We start from the raw sequence: 14,526 nt of genomic DNA, 5'->3' as shown, positions 1-14,526 counted from the left end.
GCACTCTTTGAACATGAGTGCTAACACTGTCATAAATATACCACCACGACTATACTTTGTCAATAGATTATTTAAATTTATTTTCTATTTTTAATGAAATTTTAATATTACAAAATGATTTATTTAAAACTTATATAATTCATTTATAAAAACAAAAAAACTCCCATAAGGAGTTTTATTTTGCATATGTTCTTGCACCATCCATAAGGATAATTTCGCCGCTTACATAAGTTGCCATATCACTTGATAAGAATGCTACCATATAAGCTACATCTTCAGGAGTACCAAGTCTTCCAACAGGAACAGTAGCGATTTTTTTCTTTGTCATTTCTTCATCAAACTTATTTAACTGTTCTGTTTTTATAAGAGAAATTGCAAGAGTATTACATCTTATATTTTCACTGCCATATTGAACAGCCATATATCTTGTAAGCCCCATAAGTCCTGCCTTAGCAGAAGAATATTGAGGACCTCCACCCATTCCTGAATACATTGCAGAAGAACCTATATTTATTATACTTCCTCCACCGGCTTCTCTTAATAAATCCAAACCGCCTGCCATTATAGAATAAAAAGAACCGTATAAGTTTGATTTTAATACACTGTCAAGATATTCAGGGGTAAGCTCATCAATTTCAAATACCTTAGATCCACCTGCATTATTTATAATAATATCAAGTTTACTAAACTTATTTTTAACATCCGATAGAACTTCTTTCATCTGCTCAAAATTACCAACATCACATTTATAGCATAAAGCTTTTCTTCCCATATCCTCAATTTCTCTTACTACTTCCATTGCTGCTTCATCTCTTGAAAGATAAGTAAAAGCTACATCTGCTCCACAATCTGCTAATGTAAGACAAATAGCTTTTCCAACGCCTCTGCTTCCTCCTGTAATAAAAGCTTTTTTTCCTGTTAAATCAATTTGCAACATATCTTTTCTCCTATGTATTTATATATTATTATTAATTTCCCTCACTAATACCGTAAAGACCTTTTTCATCAACTACCTCAATACCACCTCTATATAACTTTATGTACCCACAAGAAACAAAATGTTTAAGCATTCTGCTTACAACTTCCCTGGCACTTCCTAGGTGATTTGCAATTTGTTCATGAGTCATATTTAGTTTTTTATCATCGTTCATATGATAAAGAACAAACTCAGCAAGCCTTTGGTCAAACTTCTTAAACATAACTTGTTCTAAAAGCCACATCACATCAGAAAATCTTGAAGCCATTATTTCATTTATATAATTTGAGAAAACTAAAGACTCTTTTGAAATCCTATTATATATAATTGTAGGAATTATTATGACTTCGCTTTCTTCCATCGCATCTATAAACACATCAATTGAGATATCTTTCATGGCACAAGATGCAGACATTAAACAAATATCCATATCATTTAGATAATAAAGGCTTATTTCTCTTCCACTCTCAGAAACCATATATGCTCTAAGCTTACCTTTTTTTATAAGTACCAAACCAAGACAGCTTACATCATTGTCATGAACAGCATCATTTTGTTTAAATGTTTTATATTCAATATTATTTAAAATAAGATTTTTATGTTTTTCTTCCATTTTGTCCCATACGGGAATTAAATCAGAAAAAGTTTCTTCTATATTATTTGTTTCCATTTTCTTTCCCTTTTTATTTTTCTTCTTTTAATTTTTTACGACTTCCATATTTTCACTATCTTTTATATTAACACTCTTCTTTACTACACCTTCATAATTTCCTTTAAAAGTTATATAAAAATCTATACTTTTATCTGTTATCTCTTTTTTAATAACATAATCAATATCTTTTGTAAGAGTAAGTTGTTTACATTTATTATGTAGATATAAAAATCTACATTCTCAGCGCTATTCCATTTGAAGTAACAACAGAATCTTTTTCATCTCTATTTTGATTTTCATTTGCAAAATATATACAACACCTACATTTAATATTAAAAATAAAGTTAAAAGTGTTACTAATAATCTTTTCATATCTTTCTTTGCCAATTATTATTATTTTATTTTATAAAACATTATTATGTCAAGAAATTTATAAATTTCATCTCTATGTGACTTAGTCACTGTATTATATTTTTATTTATTTATAATATAATCAAAGATAAGAAAAGAGGTAAATAAAATGAGTGTAATGAATTTAACAAATAAAACATTTAAAAGTGAAATTAATGATGACAAATTGGTAGTAGTAGATTTCTGGGCTCCATGGTGCGGACCTTGCCAAGCTTTTTCACCTATAATTGATGAAGTAAGCGAAGAAATGGATGATGTAAAAATATGCAAGGTAAACGTTGATGAAGAAAGAATGCTTGCAATGAAAAATAGAGTAATGTCAATTCCTACATTATTAATTTACAAAAATGGAAAACAAGTAGAAAGATCTCAAGGCAGACTTTCAAAAAATGAATTTGTAGAACTAATTAACTCATTAAAATAATAAAAAAATAATATATATTCCCCTAAAAAATAAAATTGTTTGTAAAAAAAAGAGCTTATGCTCTTTTTTTATTCATAATCAACAAATATAAGAGGATTAATACAATCTTTAACATCTGAAGATGTCCTTATTTCAAAATGCAGATGATGCCCCGTAGACGAACCAGGGTTTTTATCTTTCTTGGGATCTCCGCCTTCTTTTCCTATCACATCTCCCTGCTTTACTTTCTGCCCTTTTTTTACACTTATTTTTGATAGATGAGCATAAAAAGAATATATGTCATACTCATGTTTTATTTTTATGTAATTCCCATATCCACCTTTATCACACCCTACTTCAACAACTTCTCCGTCTGCCGTTGCTTTTATGTCATCATGCCACTTTGCTCCAATATCAATACCGTTATGTTTTGTTTTTTTACCTGTTATTGGATGAACTCTATAAGAACATTCGCTTGTAATAACTCCCTCCACAGGTTTAATAAAATCAGATTTTTCTGCCTTATATTCTATAAGTTTTGCTTCGTTTTTGCTTATAATATAATTTTTATTAAACAAATAAAATATTGTATCGATATCATTTAATAAAGGATATAAAATAATAAAAGTAAAAAATAAATTTAAAATAAAATATAATACTTTTTTATAAAAGTTTCTTTTAATGCTTAATTTTCTTTTCATCAATTAAATATATGAAATAAAAATTTAATTATACTAAAAAACAGGCATAGCCTGTTTTATAAATACTTTTTAAGTTCATAAAAATTCTGTTCTTCTATTTCAAGAAGTTCTTTTGCTAAATTAACAACTCTTTTATCGCTGTCTTTATAATCTCTTATTTTCTTTGTTATTTGAACTATACCCATTGTACTACCTTGCATCATCATTCCGGCAAGATGTTCAACAGATTTATCCTTTATTGTTTCCATTTTTATCATTAAATAACTTTGAAGTTCTGAAAAATAAGATAAATCTTTTACTTCCTTGCCCTTATCATTAATTACTTTTATTACTTTTTTAACAAAAGCATCATAAGTTTCTTTCTCATGAACAAGTTCGTCTCTAAATCTTAAATCTTCGTTAATATCTATTAAGTCTTCAATAGATGTTGAACCCATTTTTGCATTTTTATAAATAAATTCCAATAATCTAATACTGTTATCCATGCTAACTTCCTTTTTTATTTTATTATTAAAAAAGAAAGCACTTTTTATTCATAATATTTTCCGTTATATTTATTTTTTAAAAAATCAATATTTTCTTTACTGTCTTCAACATAAGGTATATTAAAATAATCAAGTATACCTTTTGCAATTGCAACTCCGTATTCATATATGTTATTTATGATAAAATCGCTGTCTTCTGGATTATCGTGAAAAGCTACTTCCATAAGAACCGCAGGAGATACTGTTTTTCTAAGTTCATACATTCCTTTTCCGTTAAAAGTAGAATATCCCTCTTTCACACCAAAATCGTCCGTTGGTGTTAACATTTCAAGATAAGGATAAATATCCCTTGCAAATTTTTCACCTTCACCGCCAAACCTGTGAGCATAGATTTCAGCACCTCTGGCTTCTCCATTTGAAGCATTAGAATGTATTGCAACATGAATCCTCGGTTTAATGCTGTTTGAATCCTCAACAACTTGTGCAAGAGTCATATTAGGAGAATTCCTCGCCGTTACAAGCCCATGCCTATTAAGTTCGTATTCAACAATATCCGCAATCTCATTCATCCTTTCTTCTTCACTTCCAAACCCGTCATAACCTAAATTAAAATGTTGCACTGACGGAGAAATATATACATCTACCATATTTACCTCCATAATAATATCCTTCAAAATATACTATGAAAAAAATTTCTTTTTGTTTATTCTTTTTCGTATTTTTTATTTAGTTTTACACATTATAAAAAATAAAAGGTATTTTTATGAATTTCTTTACAACCATTCTTTTTATATTTATATATAGTTTTCTTGGATATATTTATGAAACATTAATTAATTTAAAAAACAAAGTTCCAATTAACTCAAGGGGATTTCTTTACGGTCCTTTAAGACCCATTTACGGACTTGGATGTATCCTTCTTATTTTTGTTTTTTATAATTTCCATATAGATACTCTTCCATTATTTTTTCTTGTTGGATTTTTTTCCTGCACCATAGAATATCTTAGCTCTTACATTTTAGAAAAAAAATTTGATAAAAAATACTGGGATTATTCAAATAACCTATTTAACTTAGACGGCAGAGTCTGTGCTCTTGGGTTTATAGTATTTGGAGTTTTTGGGCTTTTTCTGCTTAACTTTCTTCATCCAATTTTACTGGATATTGTAAAAGAGACTTTATCACAAAGAGCCATAACATACTCTGTATTTACTCTCTTATTTTTTACTACAATTGATTTGATATTAAGTCTATATAACATTAAACATTCAAATTAAGTTAATTTAAAATTGACTATATTATTTATTTAATTTAAAATAGATAATTATTATAAACTAAGAAGGTATTATAAATGGATAAATTAAACATAAGACAAGTTACAATAGAAGATACAAAAGTCATTCTTAAAATATACGAACCTTATATATTAAATACTCCCATTACTTTTGAATATGACGTACCAAGTATTAAGGAATTTGAAGAAAGAATAAGAAAAATAACAAGTAAATATCCTTATTTGGTATGTGAAGAAAATAATGAAATTATAGGATATGCTTATGCAAGTGAATACAAAGGAAGAAAAGCGTATGACTACACGGTAGAACTGTCTATATATATAAAAGAGGGATATAATAAAAAAGGCATAGGAAAAAATTTATACATGGCATTAATAGAAATACTAAAAAAACAAAACTTTAAAATAGTATATGCCTGTATAACCGTACATAAAACACTGGGAAGTAATAAATTCCATGAAAAATTAGGATTTAAAGAAATAGGATTTTTTGAAAAAAGTGGTTATAAAGATAATAACTGGTATGACACAGCATGGTATAGCTTAGAAATTGGCAAATTTGAAAAACATCCTAAAGATATTACACCTATAAATGAATTAGACAATAAAGAAAAAGATAAAATAATACAAAAATACAATAATATTTTAAACAAGAGAACTATTTAGAAAATTTTCTAAATAGTTCTTGACTTTTTTATAGGAAAGATATAATATCTATTTAGAAAAATATCTAAATAGAAAAAAGGAGATAACAAAGTGAGTTTTGCAAATACACTAAAGGCACTGTCTGATCCGGTTAGAAGAGATATTCTTGTAATGCTTAAAGACGGCAGAATGTCGGCAGGAGAAATTGCTTCAAAATTCGATATGACTGCAGCAACGGTATCCTATCATTTATCAAAATTAAAACAAGCGGATTTAATATTCGAAACAAAATATAAAAACTTTATTTACTACGATATAAACACATCTGTATTTGAAGAATTAATGTTGTGGTTATCTCAGTTCAGCGGAGGAAAAGATGAAAATAAAAATAAATAAAGAAATAATCCTTTCAACAATATGTTGTTTTATACCTACAATTTTATGTATTTTTGTATACGACCAACTTCCTGGAAGCCTGCCAATACATTTTGACGCATCAGGAAATCCCGACGGATATGTATCAAAAGAAATATTTATCTTTGTAATGCCTTTCGTTTATGCTGCTTTAAACTTACTGGTAAATGTATTTATAAATAATGACCCAAAAAGAAAAAATGCTTCAAAAGTTATATTTACATTAAGTAAATGGATAATACCGATACTAACAATACTATTTTGTTTCATATCTATATTATCTGCTCTTTATGAAAATATAAATACATCAACTTTTGTTCTCGCATTAATGGGTCTAGTGTTTATCATTATCGGAAACTACCTTCCAAAATGTAAACAAAATTACACAATGGGAGTAAAACTACCATGGACATTAAACAGTGAAGAAAACTGGAATAAAACTCATAGGCTATCTGGCTTCATATGGGTTATAGCGGGAATAATTCAAATTGCATCGGCATTCTTCAGATTACCTCAAGCTGTTTTCTTAACTAGTGTTGCCGTAATGGTAATAATACCAATTGCATACTCATTTATTTTATATAAAAAAGGAATATAAAAAAGAACGCATATGCGTTCTTTTTTTAAACTAATTTAAGTTTATCTTCATCTTTTAAAATATACTTATAAACAGCATAAGCAAATGCATTTTCATTATTTGTTCTAGGCAACACTATATTTGCTCTCTGTTTTGTTTTTTCATCACTGTTTTTTACTGCAAATGCATATTTTGATATATCAAACATATATGTATCTACTTCTTGATCTCCAATACTTGCAACTTCTTCACTAGTTATTCCATATTCATCCATTAAGACTTTTAAGCCGTTTGCTTTGTTAAGTCCGTCCGGCATATAACTTACACAAGAACCAAAAGGTCTTGCAGTTGTATAAACTCCTTTAGGTGCAAGGCTTCTTAGATAAGGAACATCCTCTTCATTGTTTCTTACAACCGCTACTCTGCAGCATTTATCAAGAGAAAGAGTATCTCCTTCACTAGCCATTTTCAAAGTATGGAATCTTTTTATGTGATTCATAAGTTTTTCATCTGCATTCTCATACATTATTCCGTCTTTATGGAAACAGAAAAAACCTCTGTTTTCCCTTCTTAAAATCTTTATAAAGTTATCATAATCGTCTTTATTAAAATAAGAAATAAGTTCATTTTCTCCTTTTACATCAAGAATTAAAGCACCATTTACAGCAACGTGTTTAACGTCTTCAAGCCCTAAATCATGAATATGTTCTCTCATTAAAACTTCTGTTCTACCTGAATTTATAACTACCTTAACTCCTGCATCTACAAGGTCTCTTACTGCCTGTATGTTTTCTTTTGACATATTATCATTCTTATCCAAGAAAGTATCGTCCATATCTACTGCGAATAATTTTATCATTTTTTCCTCCATAAAATTAATAGCCATAACATTAAGCCATGGCTATTATACCGAATTTATTTATTTTTTTCTACTTAAATCTTCGATAATTTATCTTTGTCTTTTAATAAATATTTATAAATCGCATATGCAACACCATTTTCGTTATGACTTCTTGGAAGAACTATATCAGCAGCTTCTCTTGCAAAATCATCGCAATTACTTACTGCAAAAGAATATCCACAGTTATTGAACATATCAAGATCACTTTCTTGATCCCCTATACATGCAACATCCTTTTTATCTATTCCATATTCCTTTAATACAAGTTCTAACCCTGAAAATTTATTTAATCCTATTGGCATATAATCCAAAATACCGCTGTTTGCAGTTGAATACAAACCTTCAGGACATATACTTCTTACATATGCAAGCTCTTTTTCATCACCATAATATGTATTTACTCTAGGACACTGAGGTATACTCATAACATCCCCCTTAATAAGAGCCTTTGCAGAATGGAAATACTCAACTTGAGGTCTAAGTTTATCCACATGTTCATACATAAGCCCTCCATCACAGTAACAGAAAAATTCTCTGTTTTCACTTCTTAATCTTTCTATAAGGTTTACATATGTATCCCTGTCAATGTATTTAGAAAATTCATTTTTTCCATTTAAATCGAGAACTAATGCACCATTTACTCCTACATGTTTATTTTTTTCAAGTCCAAGTTCTAATATTACATCTTTAAGAGTAGGTTCACTTCTTCCTGAAGCAATAACAACCTTAACACCACTTTCCTCTAAATCTCTTATAGCCTGTTTGTCTTCTTTTGAAATTATATTACCGTCCCTGAGTAAAGTATCATCTAAATCCACCGCAAATAATTTAATCATGTTTATTCTCCTAAAAAGTATTTTTCTATTACATAACTTATTGCATCTTCTTCATTTGTTTTATCAATAACTACTTTTGCAGCTTCTTTTGCTTCATCTACTGCATTTTTAACTGCTATTCCAAGAGGTGCATCTCTAAGCATTTGAAGGTCATTTCCCCCGTCTCCCACACATACTATTTTTTCTTCATCAATCCCAAACTCTTTTGCAAGTCTTTTTGCCCCTTGAAACTTACCTTCTCCCCTTACAAAGAATATTACAAAACCATTTCCCTCTCCCGTTTCTATAACATCATTCCCCCATGAACGCATCATCTTCCTTTGTTCTTCATTATTAATAAGACCATACATTAAGAATATATTTTCTACATCATAAGGTATATAATCAACATCAATTACAGGATATCCATGTTCATACTTATCCATAACATCAACAAGTTTATAACTGTGATTATGAAATATTCCATCTAAACTAAGTACATTTGATTCTATATTATTTACCTTTAATAAATCTAAAATCCTTTTAACTTCATCTTTGGGAATAAAATTGTACACTTTTCTGTACCCGTCTAAATTAAAAACACTAAGTCCATTATGAGCAAGATGTTTTTGATCACTAAGCCCTACCATTTTTATAACATTTTCCATTGTTGGCTCTGCTCTCCCACTGGCAAGAGCAACTTTACCGCCACTATTTATAAGTTTTCTAAGTGCATCTTTATTCTTTTTAGAAATCGTTCCGTCATCTTTTAATAGTGTATCGTCAAGATCTGTAATAAGCAATTCGTACTTCAATGTCTACTCTCCTAAAATATATTTATCTATTACATAAGCCACAGCATCTTCATCACAGCTTTGTTCTAAAACTACATCTGCAACCTCTTTTAAATCATCTGTTGCATTTGCCACAGCAACTCCAAGACCTGCATATTTTACATTTGTATAATCATTACCCTGGTCTCCCATTACTATAACTTCATCCATAGAAATTCCAAGTTTTTCTGCTATTGCTCTTGTACCTTCAATTTTTGTAACATTATAAGGCATCATATCAAAAAAGTTAGGATCAGGTACTACACCTTGCATTTCACCTTCTTTTTCAAGTCCTTTTACAAATTCATATTCTTCATCATTATGAAAATATGTACTTACTTTATATACACCTTTTATATCTCTGATATTACCTATCCTTGATTTTGTAACAGGGAAGTATATTTTTATTCCTTTTGCGATTATATCATCTCCCTCTTCATAAACAAAATCAAAGTTTTCACTTGAAAAAACTCCACATTCTATATTGTTAGATTTAAGTTTATCTATTAAATCAATATAAAAATCTCTGTTAAATTCCTTTATTATTTTTCTATCATTGCCTCTAAAAATTCCTGCGCCATTATCAGAAACATGATAATTATCTTCTATACCGATTTGTTTTGCGTAATATAAAACATCAAGTGCAGGTCTTCCACTTGCAAGAGAAACCATTACACCTTTATCCATACACTTTTTTATGGCTTCAAGATTCTTTTTTGATACACTTTTATCTGTACATAAAAGTGTATTATCAACATCCATTACAATAAGTTTATATTTCATAAAATCCTCCCTAACATTTTAGCAAATACCAATTATTATTCATTAATTAATTTAAAGCATATATTTTTCTATTAAATAAGCAACTCCGTCTTCATCATTGGTATAAGGAAGAACAACATCTGATACTTTCTTTAAACTGTCCACAGCATTTTTCATTGCAACACCAAGCCCTACATTTGCAACAATCTGCATATCATTTTCCTGATCTCCAACTGCTATTATCTCTTTTGTAGATATTCCCATTTCTTTTGCAAGTCTTATTGCACCTGTCCATTTTGAAATACCTCTTGGAGATAAATCTATAAAATATTCTCCCGATATATCTGCCCTTATTTGACGGTTTAATCTTTCAACTTCTCTATGAAGAAAAATATCATCAACGTTTCTGTAAGAAGAACTTATTTTATATACGTTTTTTAAATCTCTTACATCAGCTTCAATAAAATCAATGAGCGTTCCTTGATTTAACTCTCTACACCTGTGGACAAATTCTTCACTTGTTTCATCATAAAAAGAACCTTCATAGTCACTTGTCATTACAACAAAAGGAATATGATTGTATCTTAAAATATCAACTATTCTTTTATAATATCCTTCTTCAAAATGAGCAACATATTCTTCTTCACCCTCTTTAAATATCGTAAGACCTGCATTTGCAATATTGTAATTATATTGACAACCAAGTTGTCTTGCATATTTTATTGCATCAACATAAAGCCTACCGCTTCCGACACTTATAAATTTCCCCCTTCTTTGAAGCTCGTGAACTGCTTTTAAATTCCTTTCGCTAATTTCACTTTTGGCGTTAAGCATAGTTCCGTCCAAATCGGTGATAAGTAATTTATAGTCCATAACTCCTCCTTAAAATAATATATAAAAATCATTAAATTCAAACTTAATTATCTTTTATAATTTTACTATAAAAAACACGGTTATGTCAAATAATACCAGTTAATACGAGTGCCTAATATTTTGAATATTTAGACATTTTACTATTGTTAAATGTCTTTAAGTAAAGTATAATAACAGTTAAGCTTAAAAAAGGAGAATATTAATGAAAAACGTAACATTAATTTATGGTGATGGTATAGGAAAAGAAGTAATGGCAAGTGCCGTTGAAGTAATCAAAGCAACAGGCGCAGAAATTAATTTTGAAGAAGAAATAGCAGGACTTGAAGCCGTTGAAAAATACGGTGAGCCACTTCCTAAAAAAGTAATTGATAGTATAAAGAAAAACAAAGTAGCTCTAAAAGGACCTGTAACAACTCCTGTAGGTAAAGGATTTAGAAGTGTAAATGTAACTTTAAGAAAAGAACTTAACCTTTATGCTAACGTGAGACCTGTAAAAACATATGAAGGACTAAAAAATAGATATGAAGATATTGACCTTGTAATAATCAGAGAAAACACTGAAGGACTATATGCAGGAATTGAAAAAGAAATTGAAGGCGGAGCAGAAACAACAAGACTTATCACAAAAAAAGCCAGTGAAAGAATTGCAAAATATGCTTTTGAACTTGCAAGAAGAGAAAACAGAAAAATGGTAACAGCTCTTCATAAAGCAAATATTTGTAAACTTACAGACAGAGTATTTTTAGATGCAGTAAATGAAGTTCATAAGGATTATCCTGAAATTGAATTAAATGATTTAATTATAGATGCAGCTTGTATGAACCTTGTTATGCACCCAGAAAAATATGATGTATTACTTGCAACAAACTTATTTGGAGATATTGTAAGCGACCTTTGCGCAGGATTAATAGGCGGTCTTGGTCTTACAACAGGTTCAAATATCGGTGAAGACGGTGCAATTTTTGAAGCGGTACACGGTTCAGCCCCTGATATTGCAGGAAAAAATATAGCAAACCCTACAGCATGTATTCTTGCAGGTGCAAAAATGCTTAATTACATAGGTTACACAAAAGAAGGTGCTAGAATAGAAAAAACAATTGAAGAATTAATTAAAGAAGGGAAATACCTAACAAAAGATTTAGGCGGAGATCTTGGAACAAAAGAATTTACAAAGAAAGTAATTGAAAGATTATAAAAAAGACACTTTTAAGTGTCTTTTTTATTCTTTAATTAATTCATAAAGATATATTCCGCCTTTTAATTTTCTTTTATATAAATATTTCATACCTATATGCACGTATTTATCTTTCTTAAGTTCGCTATCAGTTGACAATATAACAGGAAGAGAATACTCATCTGCAAATTTAAAAATTTCATTCATAATTTTATGCATATATCCTTTATTTTGAAATTCTGTTTCAATAAGAAACATTTCCAATTGTATAAAATCCTTATTTTCCATTCTTAACTTATCTAATAAAGAAGAGTTATCACTTTTCATTGATTCTAAAAATTCAAAAGATCCCCTCAAACCAAAAATTCTTATAAAATTTAAAAACATATATATTTTTGCACTTGACCTTAAAGGATTTAGAGTACTGTTTAATATAACAAACCCCTCTTTATTTTCACTTAAAGAATATAACATATTATTTTTAATACTTGCTTTTATTACCACTTTTAAATATTTTCTAAATGTATTTTCATCTTTAAATAAGGAAATTGTACCCTCTTCATTCAAATTTGACTCAATATAAGTTTTAACGATACCATCTATTTCTTTTTTCGATAAAGATTTTACCTTTTGCATAACAATACCTTCATTTTATTTATTAAAAAAGCTATATATTAAAAAATATATAGCTAAAAATATTAATCATTTTCTAAAATCTCACTGACTTCAAGCCATCTTGATTCTTTTTCTTCAAGTAACAATTCTATCTCATTTAATCTTATGGAAACACTTTGTGCCTTACTTGCATCATTAAAGTATTCTGGATCATTCATCTTATTTGCAAATTCAGTTTTTTCTTCTTCCAAATTTTCCATATCCTGTTCTATAGTTTTAAGCTCTTCTTCATATGCTTTCCTCTTATTGTTACTTAAAGATGAATTTTTCTTTTCTTTCTTTTCGCTCTTTACTTCTTTTTTTGTTTCTTGTATTTTTTCTGTATTTAAAAGAGCCTCTCTTTCCATTGTATAATCATAATTACCGTCATATACTTTTATATCGCTACCGGTCAAATACATTATTCTGTTGCATATTTTATTTAAATAATATCTATCATGGCTTACACTTATGACTGCTCCGTCATATTTTAATAAAGCCTCTTCAAGTACTTCTTTTGTTTCAATATCTAAATGATTGGTAGGTTCATCAAGAATAAGTACGTTGGATTCTTTCATCATAAGTTTTGCAATGGCAACACGGCTCTTCTCTCCTCCGGAAAGCATAGAAATCTTTTTATTTATATCATCGCCACTAAAAAGCATACATCCCAAAATATTTCTTATTTCGCCATCATCAGCATTTGTGGATTTTCTAAGTTCTTCTAAAATAGTAAGAGAATCATCAAGATCGTTATGTTCTTGTTCAAAGTATAAAATCTGACACTTAGGATTTTTCTTTATAAGTCCCTTATCTTCTTTTAAAATACCGGTAATAAGTTTTAAAAAAGTAGATTTTCCGGTTGCGTTCCTTCCGCAAATACCAAGCCTGTCACTGCTTGAAATGGTAATGTTAAAGTCTTTAAATAATCTCTTTTCTTTTGTATATCCAAAGTCAAGACCTTCAACTGTTATTGCTTTTTTACTTATCATTGGAATATATCCAAATTTTATATAAGAATTCTTAGCATAATAAGGACTATCTACTCTTTCTATTTTTTCAAGCATTTTTTCTCTACTTCTTGCTCTTTTAATGCTTTTTTCTCTATTAAATTGTTTTAGAGTCTTTATTACTTCTTCTTGTCTTTTTATTTCTGCTTGTTGTTTATTGTAAGCACTCTTTTCAATATCAACTCTTTGTTTTTTCTTTATTACATAGTCAGAATAATTTCCGCTATATACATAGCATTTCTTATTTTCTATTTCTATTATTTTATTTGTGAATTTATCCAAGAAATATCTATCATGACTTACAACAATAACAGTTGATTTCAAAGAATACAAGAAATTTTCCAACCAGGAAATACTATCCGTATCCAAATAGTTCGTAGGTTCATCAAGTATTAAAACTTCAGGAGAAGAAACAAGTAGCTTTGCTAGAGCAACTCTCATTTTCTGTCCACCTGATAAAGTAGATATTTTTTTAGAAAAATCTGCTTCTTTATAGCCAAGACCTTTTATAATCCCAACCAACAAACTTTTATATTTATATCCATCCATATCCTCGAACTCGCTTACAAGTTCATGATATTTTTCATTTAATTCTATAAGCTTTTGTTTATCCGATTCAAACTCAAGCATCATAGATAGCTCTTCTATTTCTTCTTCTTTTTTTGTGTATTTTTCTGCGCCCAGCAAAACTTCAGAATAAATATCATTATCTAAATTCAAATTAAGATTTTGTCTTAAAAATCCTATTTTATTCCTATCTATTTTTGAAAAGCTACCACTATAATCCTCATCTATTCCCATTATAATATTAAGCAAGGTGGACTTGCCGGCTCCGTTTCTGCCGACAATGCCCACCTTATCTTTATCACTTATAACAAGAGAATCAATAGTAAATAAATGTTCGCTTCCAAAACTTTTACTTAAACTATTTATGTTAATTTGCATAT

General features: G+C 28.9%; 19 protein-coding genes. 6 read left to right on the top strand and 13 right to left on the bottom strand.

Translation table 11 applies throughout. From position 1 onward, the window contains the following. Positions 1-175: 175 nt before the first annotated feature. The 3 genes from ACTQYZ_RS02950 to ACTQYZ_RS02940 form a co-directional block, all read right to left on the bottom strand. Positions 176-937 (bottom strand): SDR family NAD(P)-dependent oxidoreductase, encoded by a 762-nt coding sequence (locus ACTQYZ_RS02950; protein WP_441020657.1) that lies wholly within the window; start codon positions 935-937, stop codon positions 176-178. Positions 938-968: 31 nt separating this feature from the next. Next, positions 969-1,646: a Crp/Fnr family transcriptional regulator gene (locus tag ACTQYZ_RS02945; RefSeq protein WP_441415988.1), complete on the bottom strand. Its 678-nt coding sequence runs from the start codon at positions 1,644-1,646 to the stop codon at positions 969-971. 228 nt (positions 1,647-1,874) lie between these two features. Next, positions 1,875-2,000: a hypothetical protein gene (locus tag ACTQYZ_RS02940; RefSeq protein ID WP_441020659.1), complete on the bottom strand. Its 126-nt coding sequence runs from the start codon at positions 1,998-2,000 to the stop codon at positions 1,875-1,877. A 127-nt stretch (positions 2,001-2,127) separates the two neighbouring features. On the opposite strand from ACTQYZ_RS02940, the gene trxA reads away from it, so the two are divergent. Then, positions 2,128-2,463, top strand: a complete 336-nt coding sequence (gene trxA, locus ACTQYZ_RS02935; RefSeq protein ID WP_441416030.1) for a thioredoxin — start codon at positions 2,128-2,130, stop codon at positions 2,461-2,463. A 68-nt stretch (positions 2,464-2,531) separates the two neighbouring features. On the opposite strand, the gene ACTQYZ_RS02930 is transcribed toward trxA, so the two are convergent. The 3 genes from ACTQYZ_RS02930 to ACTQYZ_RS02920 all read right to left on the bottom strand — a co-directional run bounded on the left by ACTQYZ_RS02930 (position 2,532) and on the right by ACTQYZ_RS02920 (position 4,275). Further along, a complete protein-coding gene (locus ACTQYZ_RS02930) occupies positions 2,532-3,020 on the bottom strand; it encodes a M23 family metallopeptidase (protein ID WP_441020660.1) in 489 nt (162 codons plus the stop codon). 179 nt (positions 3,021-3,199) lie between these two features. Continuing rightward, a complete protein-coding gene (locus ACTQYZ_RS02925) occupies positions 3,200-3,628 on the bottom strand; it encodes a hypothetical protein (RefSeq protein WP_441415987.1) in 429 nt (142 codons plus the stop codon). A 44-nt stretch (positions 3,629-3,672) separates the two neighbouring features. Next, complete coding sequence (locus ACTQYZ_RS02920) at positions 3,673-4,275, bottom strand: N-acetylmuramoyl-L-alanine amidase family protein (RefSeq protein WP_441020662.1); 603 nt, start codon at positions 4,273-4,275, stop codon at positions 3,673-3,675. A gap of 116 nt (positions 4,276-4,391) precedes the next feature. On the opposite strand from ACTQYZ_RS02920, the gene ACTQYZ_RS02915 reads away from it, so the two are divergent. The 4 genes from ACTQYZ_RS02915 to ACTQYZ_RS02900 all read left to right on the top strand — a co-directional run bounded on the left by ACTQYZ_RS02915 (position 4,392) and on the right by ACTQYZ_RS02900 (position 6,578). Continuing rightward, the gene (locus tag ACTQYZ_RS02915; RefSeq protein ID WP_441415986.1) at positions 4,392-4,904 is read left to right on the top strand and encodes a putative ABC transporter permease; all 513 of its coding nucleotides are present in this window, start codon (positions 4,392-4,394) and stop codon (positions 4,902-4,904) included. Between the two features lie 74 nt (positions 4,905-4,978). Beyond that, positions 4,979-5,587: a GNAT family N-acetyltransferase gene (locus ACTQYZ_RS02910; RefSeq protein ID WP_441415985.1), complete on the top strand. Its 609-nt coding sequence runs from the start codon at positions 4,979-4,981 to the stop codon at positions 5,585-5,587. Between the two features lie 90 nt (positions 5,588-5,677). Beyond that, positions 5,678-5,962, top strand: a complete 285-nt coding sequence (locus ACTQYZ_RS02905; protein WP_138268092.1) for an autorepressor SdpR family transcription factor — start codon at positions 5,678-5,680, stop codon at positions 5,960-5,962. Beyond that, entirely contained in the window at positions 5,943-6,578 is a 636-nt protein-coding gene (locus tag ACTQYZ_RS02900; RefSeq protein WP_441415984.1) for an SdpI family protein, read from the top strand. Before ACTQYZ_RS02905 ends, ACTQYZ_RS02900 begins: the two co-directional genes overlap by 20 nt. A 25-nt stretch (positions 6,579-6,603) precedes the next feature. Here ACTQYZ_RS02900 and ACTQYZ_RS02895 read toward each other — a convergent pair whose 3' ends face one another. The 5 genes from ACTQYZ_RS02895 to ACTQYZ_RS02875 form a co-directional block, all read right to left on the bottom strand. After that, complete coding sequence (locus ACTQYZ_RS02895) at positions 6,604-7,416, bottom strand: HAD-IIB family hydrolase (protein WP_441020666.1); 813 nt, start codon at positions 7,414-7,416, stop codon at positions 6,604-6,606. A 74-nt stretch (positions 7,417-7,490) separates the two neighbouring features. Continuing rightward, complete coding sequence (locus ACTQYZ_RS02890; RefSeq protein ID WP_441020667.1) at positions 7,491-8,294, bottom strand: HAD family hydrolase; 804 nt, start codon at positions 8,292-8,294, stop codon at positions 7,491-7,493. Positions 8,295-8,296: 2 nt separating this feature from the next. Then, on the bottom strand, positions 8,297-9,088 hold the full coding sequence (locus tag ACTQYZ_RS02885) for an HAD-IIB family hydrolase (protein WP_441415983.1): 792 nt from the start codon (positions 9,086-9,088) through the stop codon (positions 8,297-8,299). Positions 9,089-9,091: 3 nt separating this feature from the next. Further along, complete coding sequence (locus ACTQYZ_RS02880; protein ID WP_441020669.1) at positions 9,092-9,889, bottom strand: Cof-type HAD-IIB family hydrolase; 798 nt, start codon at positions 9,887-9,889, stop codon at positions 9,092-9,094. A 51-nt stretch (positions 9,890-9,940) separates the two neighbouring features. Beyond that, positions 9,941-10,741 carry an HAD-IIB family hydrolase gene (locus ACTQYZ_RS02875; RefSeq protein WP_441020670.1) on the bottom strand — a complete coding sequence of 267 codons (801 nt, stop codon included), beginning with the start codon at positions 10,739-10,741 and terminating at the stop codon, positions 9,941-9,943. Between the two features lie 202 nt (positions 10,742-10,943). Between ACTQYZ_RS02875 and ACTQYZ_RS02870 the strand changes: the two genes are divergently transcribed. Further along, positions 10,944-11,936 (top strand): isocitrate/isopropylmalate dehydrogenase family protein, encoded by a 993-nt coding sequence (locus ACTQYZ_RS02870; RefSeq protein ID WP_441415982.1) that lies wholly within the window; start codon positions 10,944-10,946, stop codon positions 11,934-11,936. A gap of 24 nt (positions 11,937-11,960) precedes the next feature. Here ACTQYZ_RS02870 and ACTQYZ_RS02865 read toward each other — a convergent pair whose 3' ends face one another. Together ACTQYZ_RS02865 and abc-f are read right to left on the bottom strand one after the other, a co-directional pair. Beyond that, positions 11,961-12,551 carry a hypothetical protein gene (locus tag ACTQYZ_RS02865; protein ID WP_441020672.1) on the bottom strand — a complete coding sequence of 197 codons (591 nt, stop codon included), beginning with the start codon at positions 12,549-12,551 and terminating at the stop codon, positions 11,961-11,963. Positions 12,552-12,613: 62 nt separating this feature from the next. Continuing rightward, entirely contained in the window at positions 12,614-14,524 is a 1,911-nt protein-coding gene (gene abc-f / locus ACTQYZ_RS02860) for a ribosomal protection-like ABC-F family protein (protein ID WP_441415981.1), read from the bottom strand. Positions 14,525-14,526 lie beyond the last annotated feature (2 nt).

Origin of the sequence: Anaerofustis sp. LCP19S3_F7 (genome assembly GCF_052119445.1) — a bacterium.
GTDB lineage: Bacteria > Bacillota > Clostridia > Eubacteriales > Anaerofustaceae > Anaerofustis > Anaerofustis butyriciformans.
This window is presented reverse-complemented; position numbering and strand designations above follow the sequence as displayed.

Excerpts from the sequence above, each read along its gene's own strand:
- ACTQYZ_RS02895 (WP_441020666.1), bottom strand. The coding sequence starts at position 7,416 with ATGATAAAATTATTCGCAGTAGATATGGACGATACTTTCTTGGATAAG.
- ACTQYZ_RS02925 (WP_441415987.1), bottom strand. The coding sequence starts at position 3,628 with ATGGATAACAGTATTAGATTATTGGAATTTATTTATAAAAATGCAAAA.
- ACTQYZ_RS02890 (WP_441020667.1), bottom strand. The coding sequence starts at position 8,294 with ATGATTAAATTATTTGCGGTGGATTTAGATGATACTTTACTCAGGGAC.
- ACTQYZ_RS02950 (WP_441020657.1), bottom strand. The coding sequence starts at position 937 with ATGTTGCAAATTGATTTAACAGGAAAAAAAGCTTTTATTACAGGAGGA.
- ACTQYZ_RS02920 (WP_441020662.1), bottom strand. The coding sequence starts at position 4,275 with ATGGTAGATGTATATATTTCTCCGTCAGTGCAACATTTTAATTTAGGT.
- abc-f (WP_441415981.1), bottom strand. The coding sequence starts at position 14,524 with ATGCAAATTAACATAAATAGTTTAAGTAAAAGTTTTGGAAGCGAACAT.
- ACTQYZ_RS02870 (WP_441415982.1), top strand. The coding sequence starts at position 10,944 with ATGAAAAACGTAACATTAATTTATGGTGATGGTATAGGAAAAGAAGTA.
- ACTQYZ_RS02865 (WP_441020672.1), bottom strand. The coding sequence starts at position 12,551 with ATGCAAAAGGTAAAATCTTTATCGAAAAAAGAAATAGATGGTATCGTT.
- ACTQYZ_RS02910 (WP_441415985.1), top strand. The coding sequence starts at position 4,979 with ATGGATAAATTAAACATAAGACAAGTTACAATAGAAGATACAAAAGTC.
- ACTQYZ_RS02915 (WP_441415986.1), top strand. The coding sequence starts at position 4,392 with ATGAATTTCTTTACAACCATTCTTTTTATATTTATATATAGTTTTCTT.
- ACTQYZ_RS02880 (WP_441020669.1), bottom strand. The coding sequence starts at position 9,889 with ATGAAATATAAACTTATTGTAATGGATGTTGATAATACACTTTTATGT.
- ACTQYZ_RS02875 (WP_441020670.1), bottom strand. The coding sequence starts at position 10,741 with ATGGACTATAAATTACTTATCACCGATTTGGACGGAACTATGCTTAAC.
- ACTQYZ_RS02940 (WP_441020659.1), bottom strand. The coding sequence starts at position 2,000 with ATGAAAAGATTATTAGTAACACTTTTAACTTTATTTTTAATATTAAAT.
- ACTQYZ_RS02900 (WP_441415984.1), top strand. The coding sequence starts at position 5,943 with ATGAAAATAAAAATAAATAAAGAAATAATCCTTTCAACAATATGTTGT.
- ACTQYZ_RS02945 (WP_441415988.1), bottom strand. The coding sequence starts at position 1,646 with ATGGAAACAAATAATATAGAAGAAACTTTTTCTGATTTAATTCCCGTA.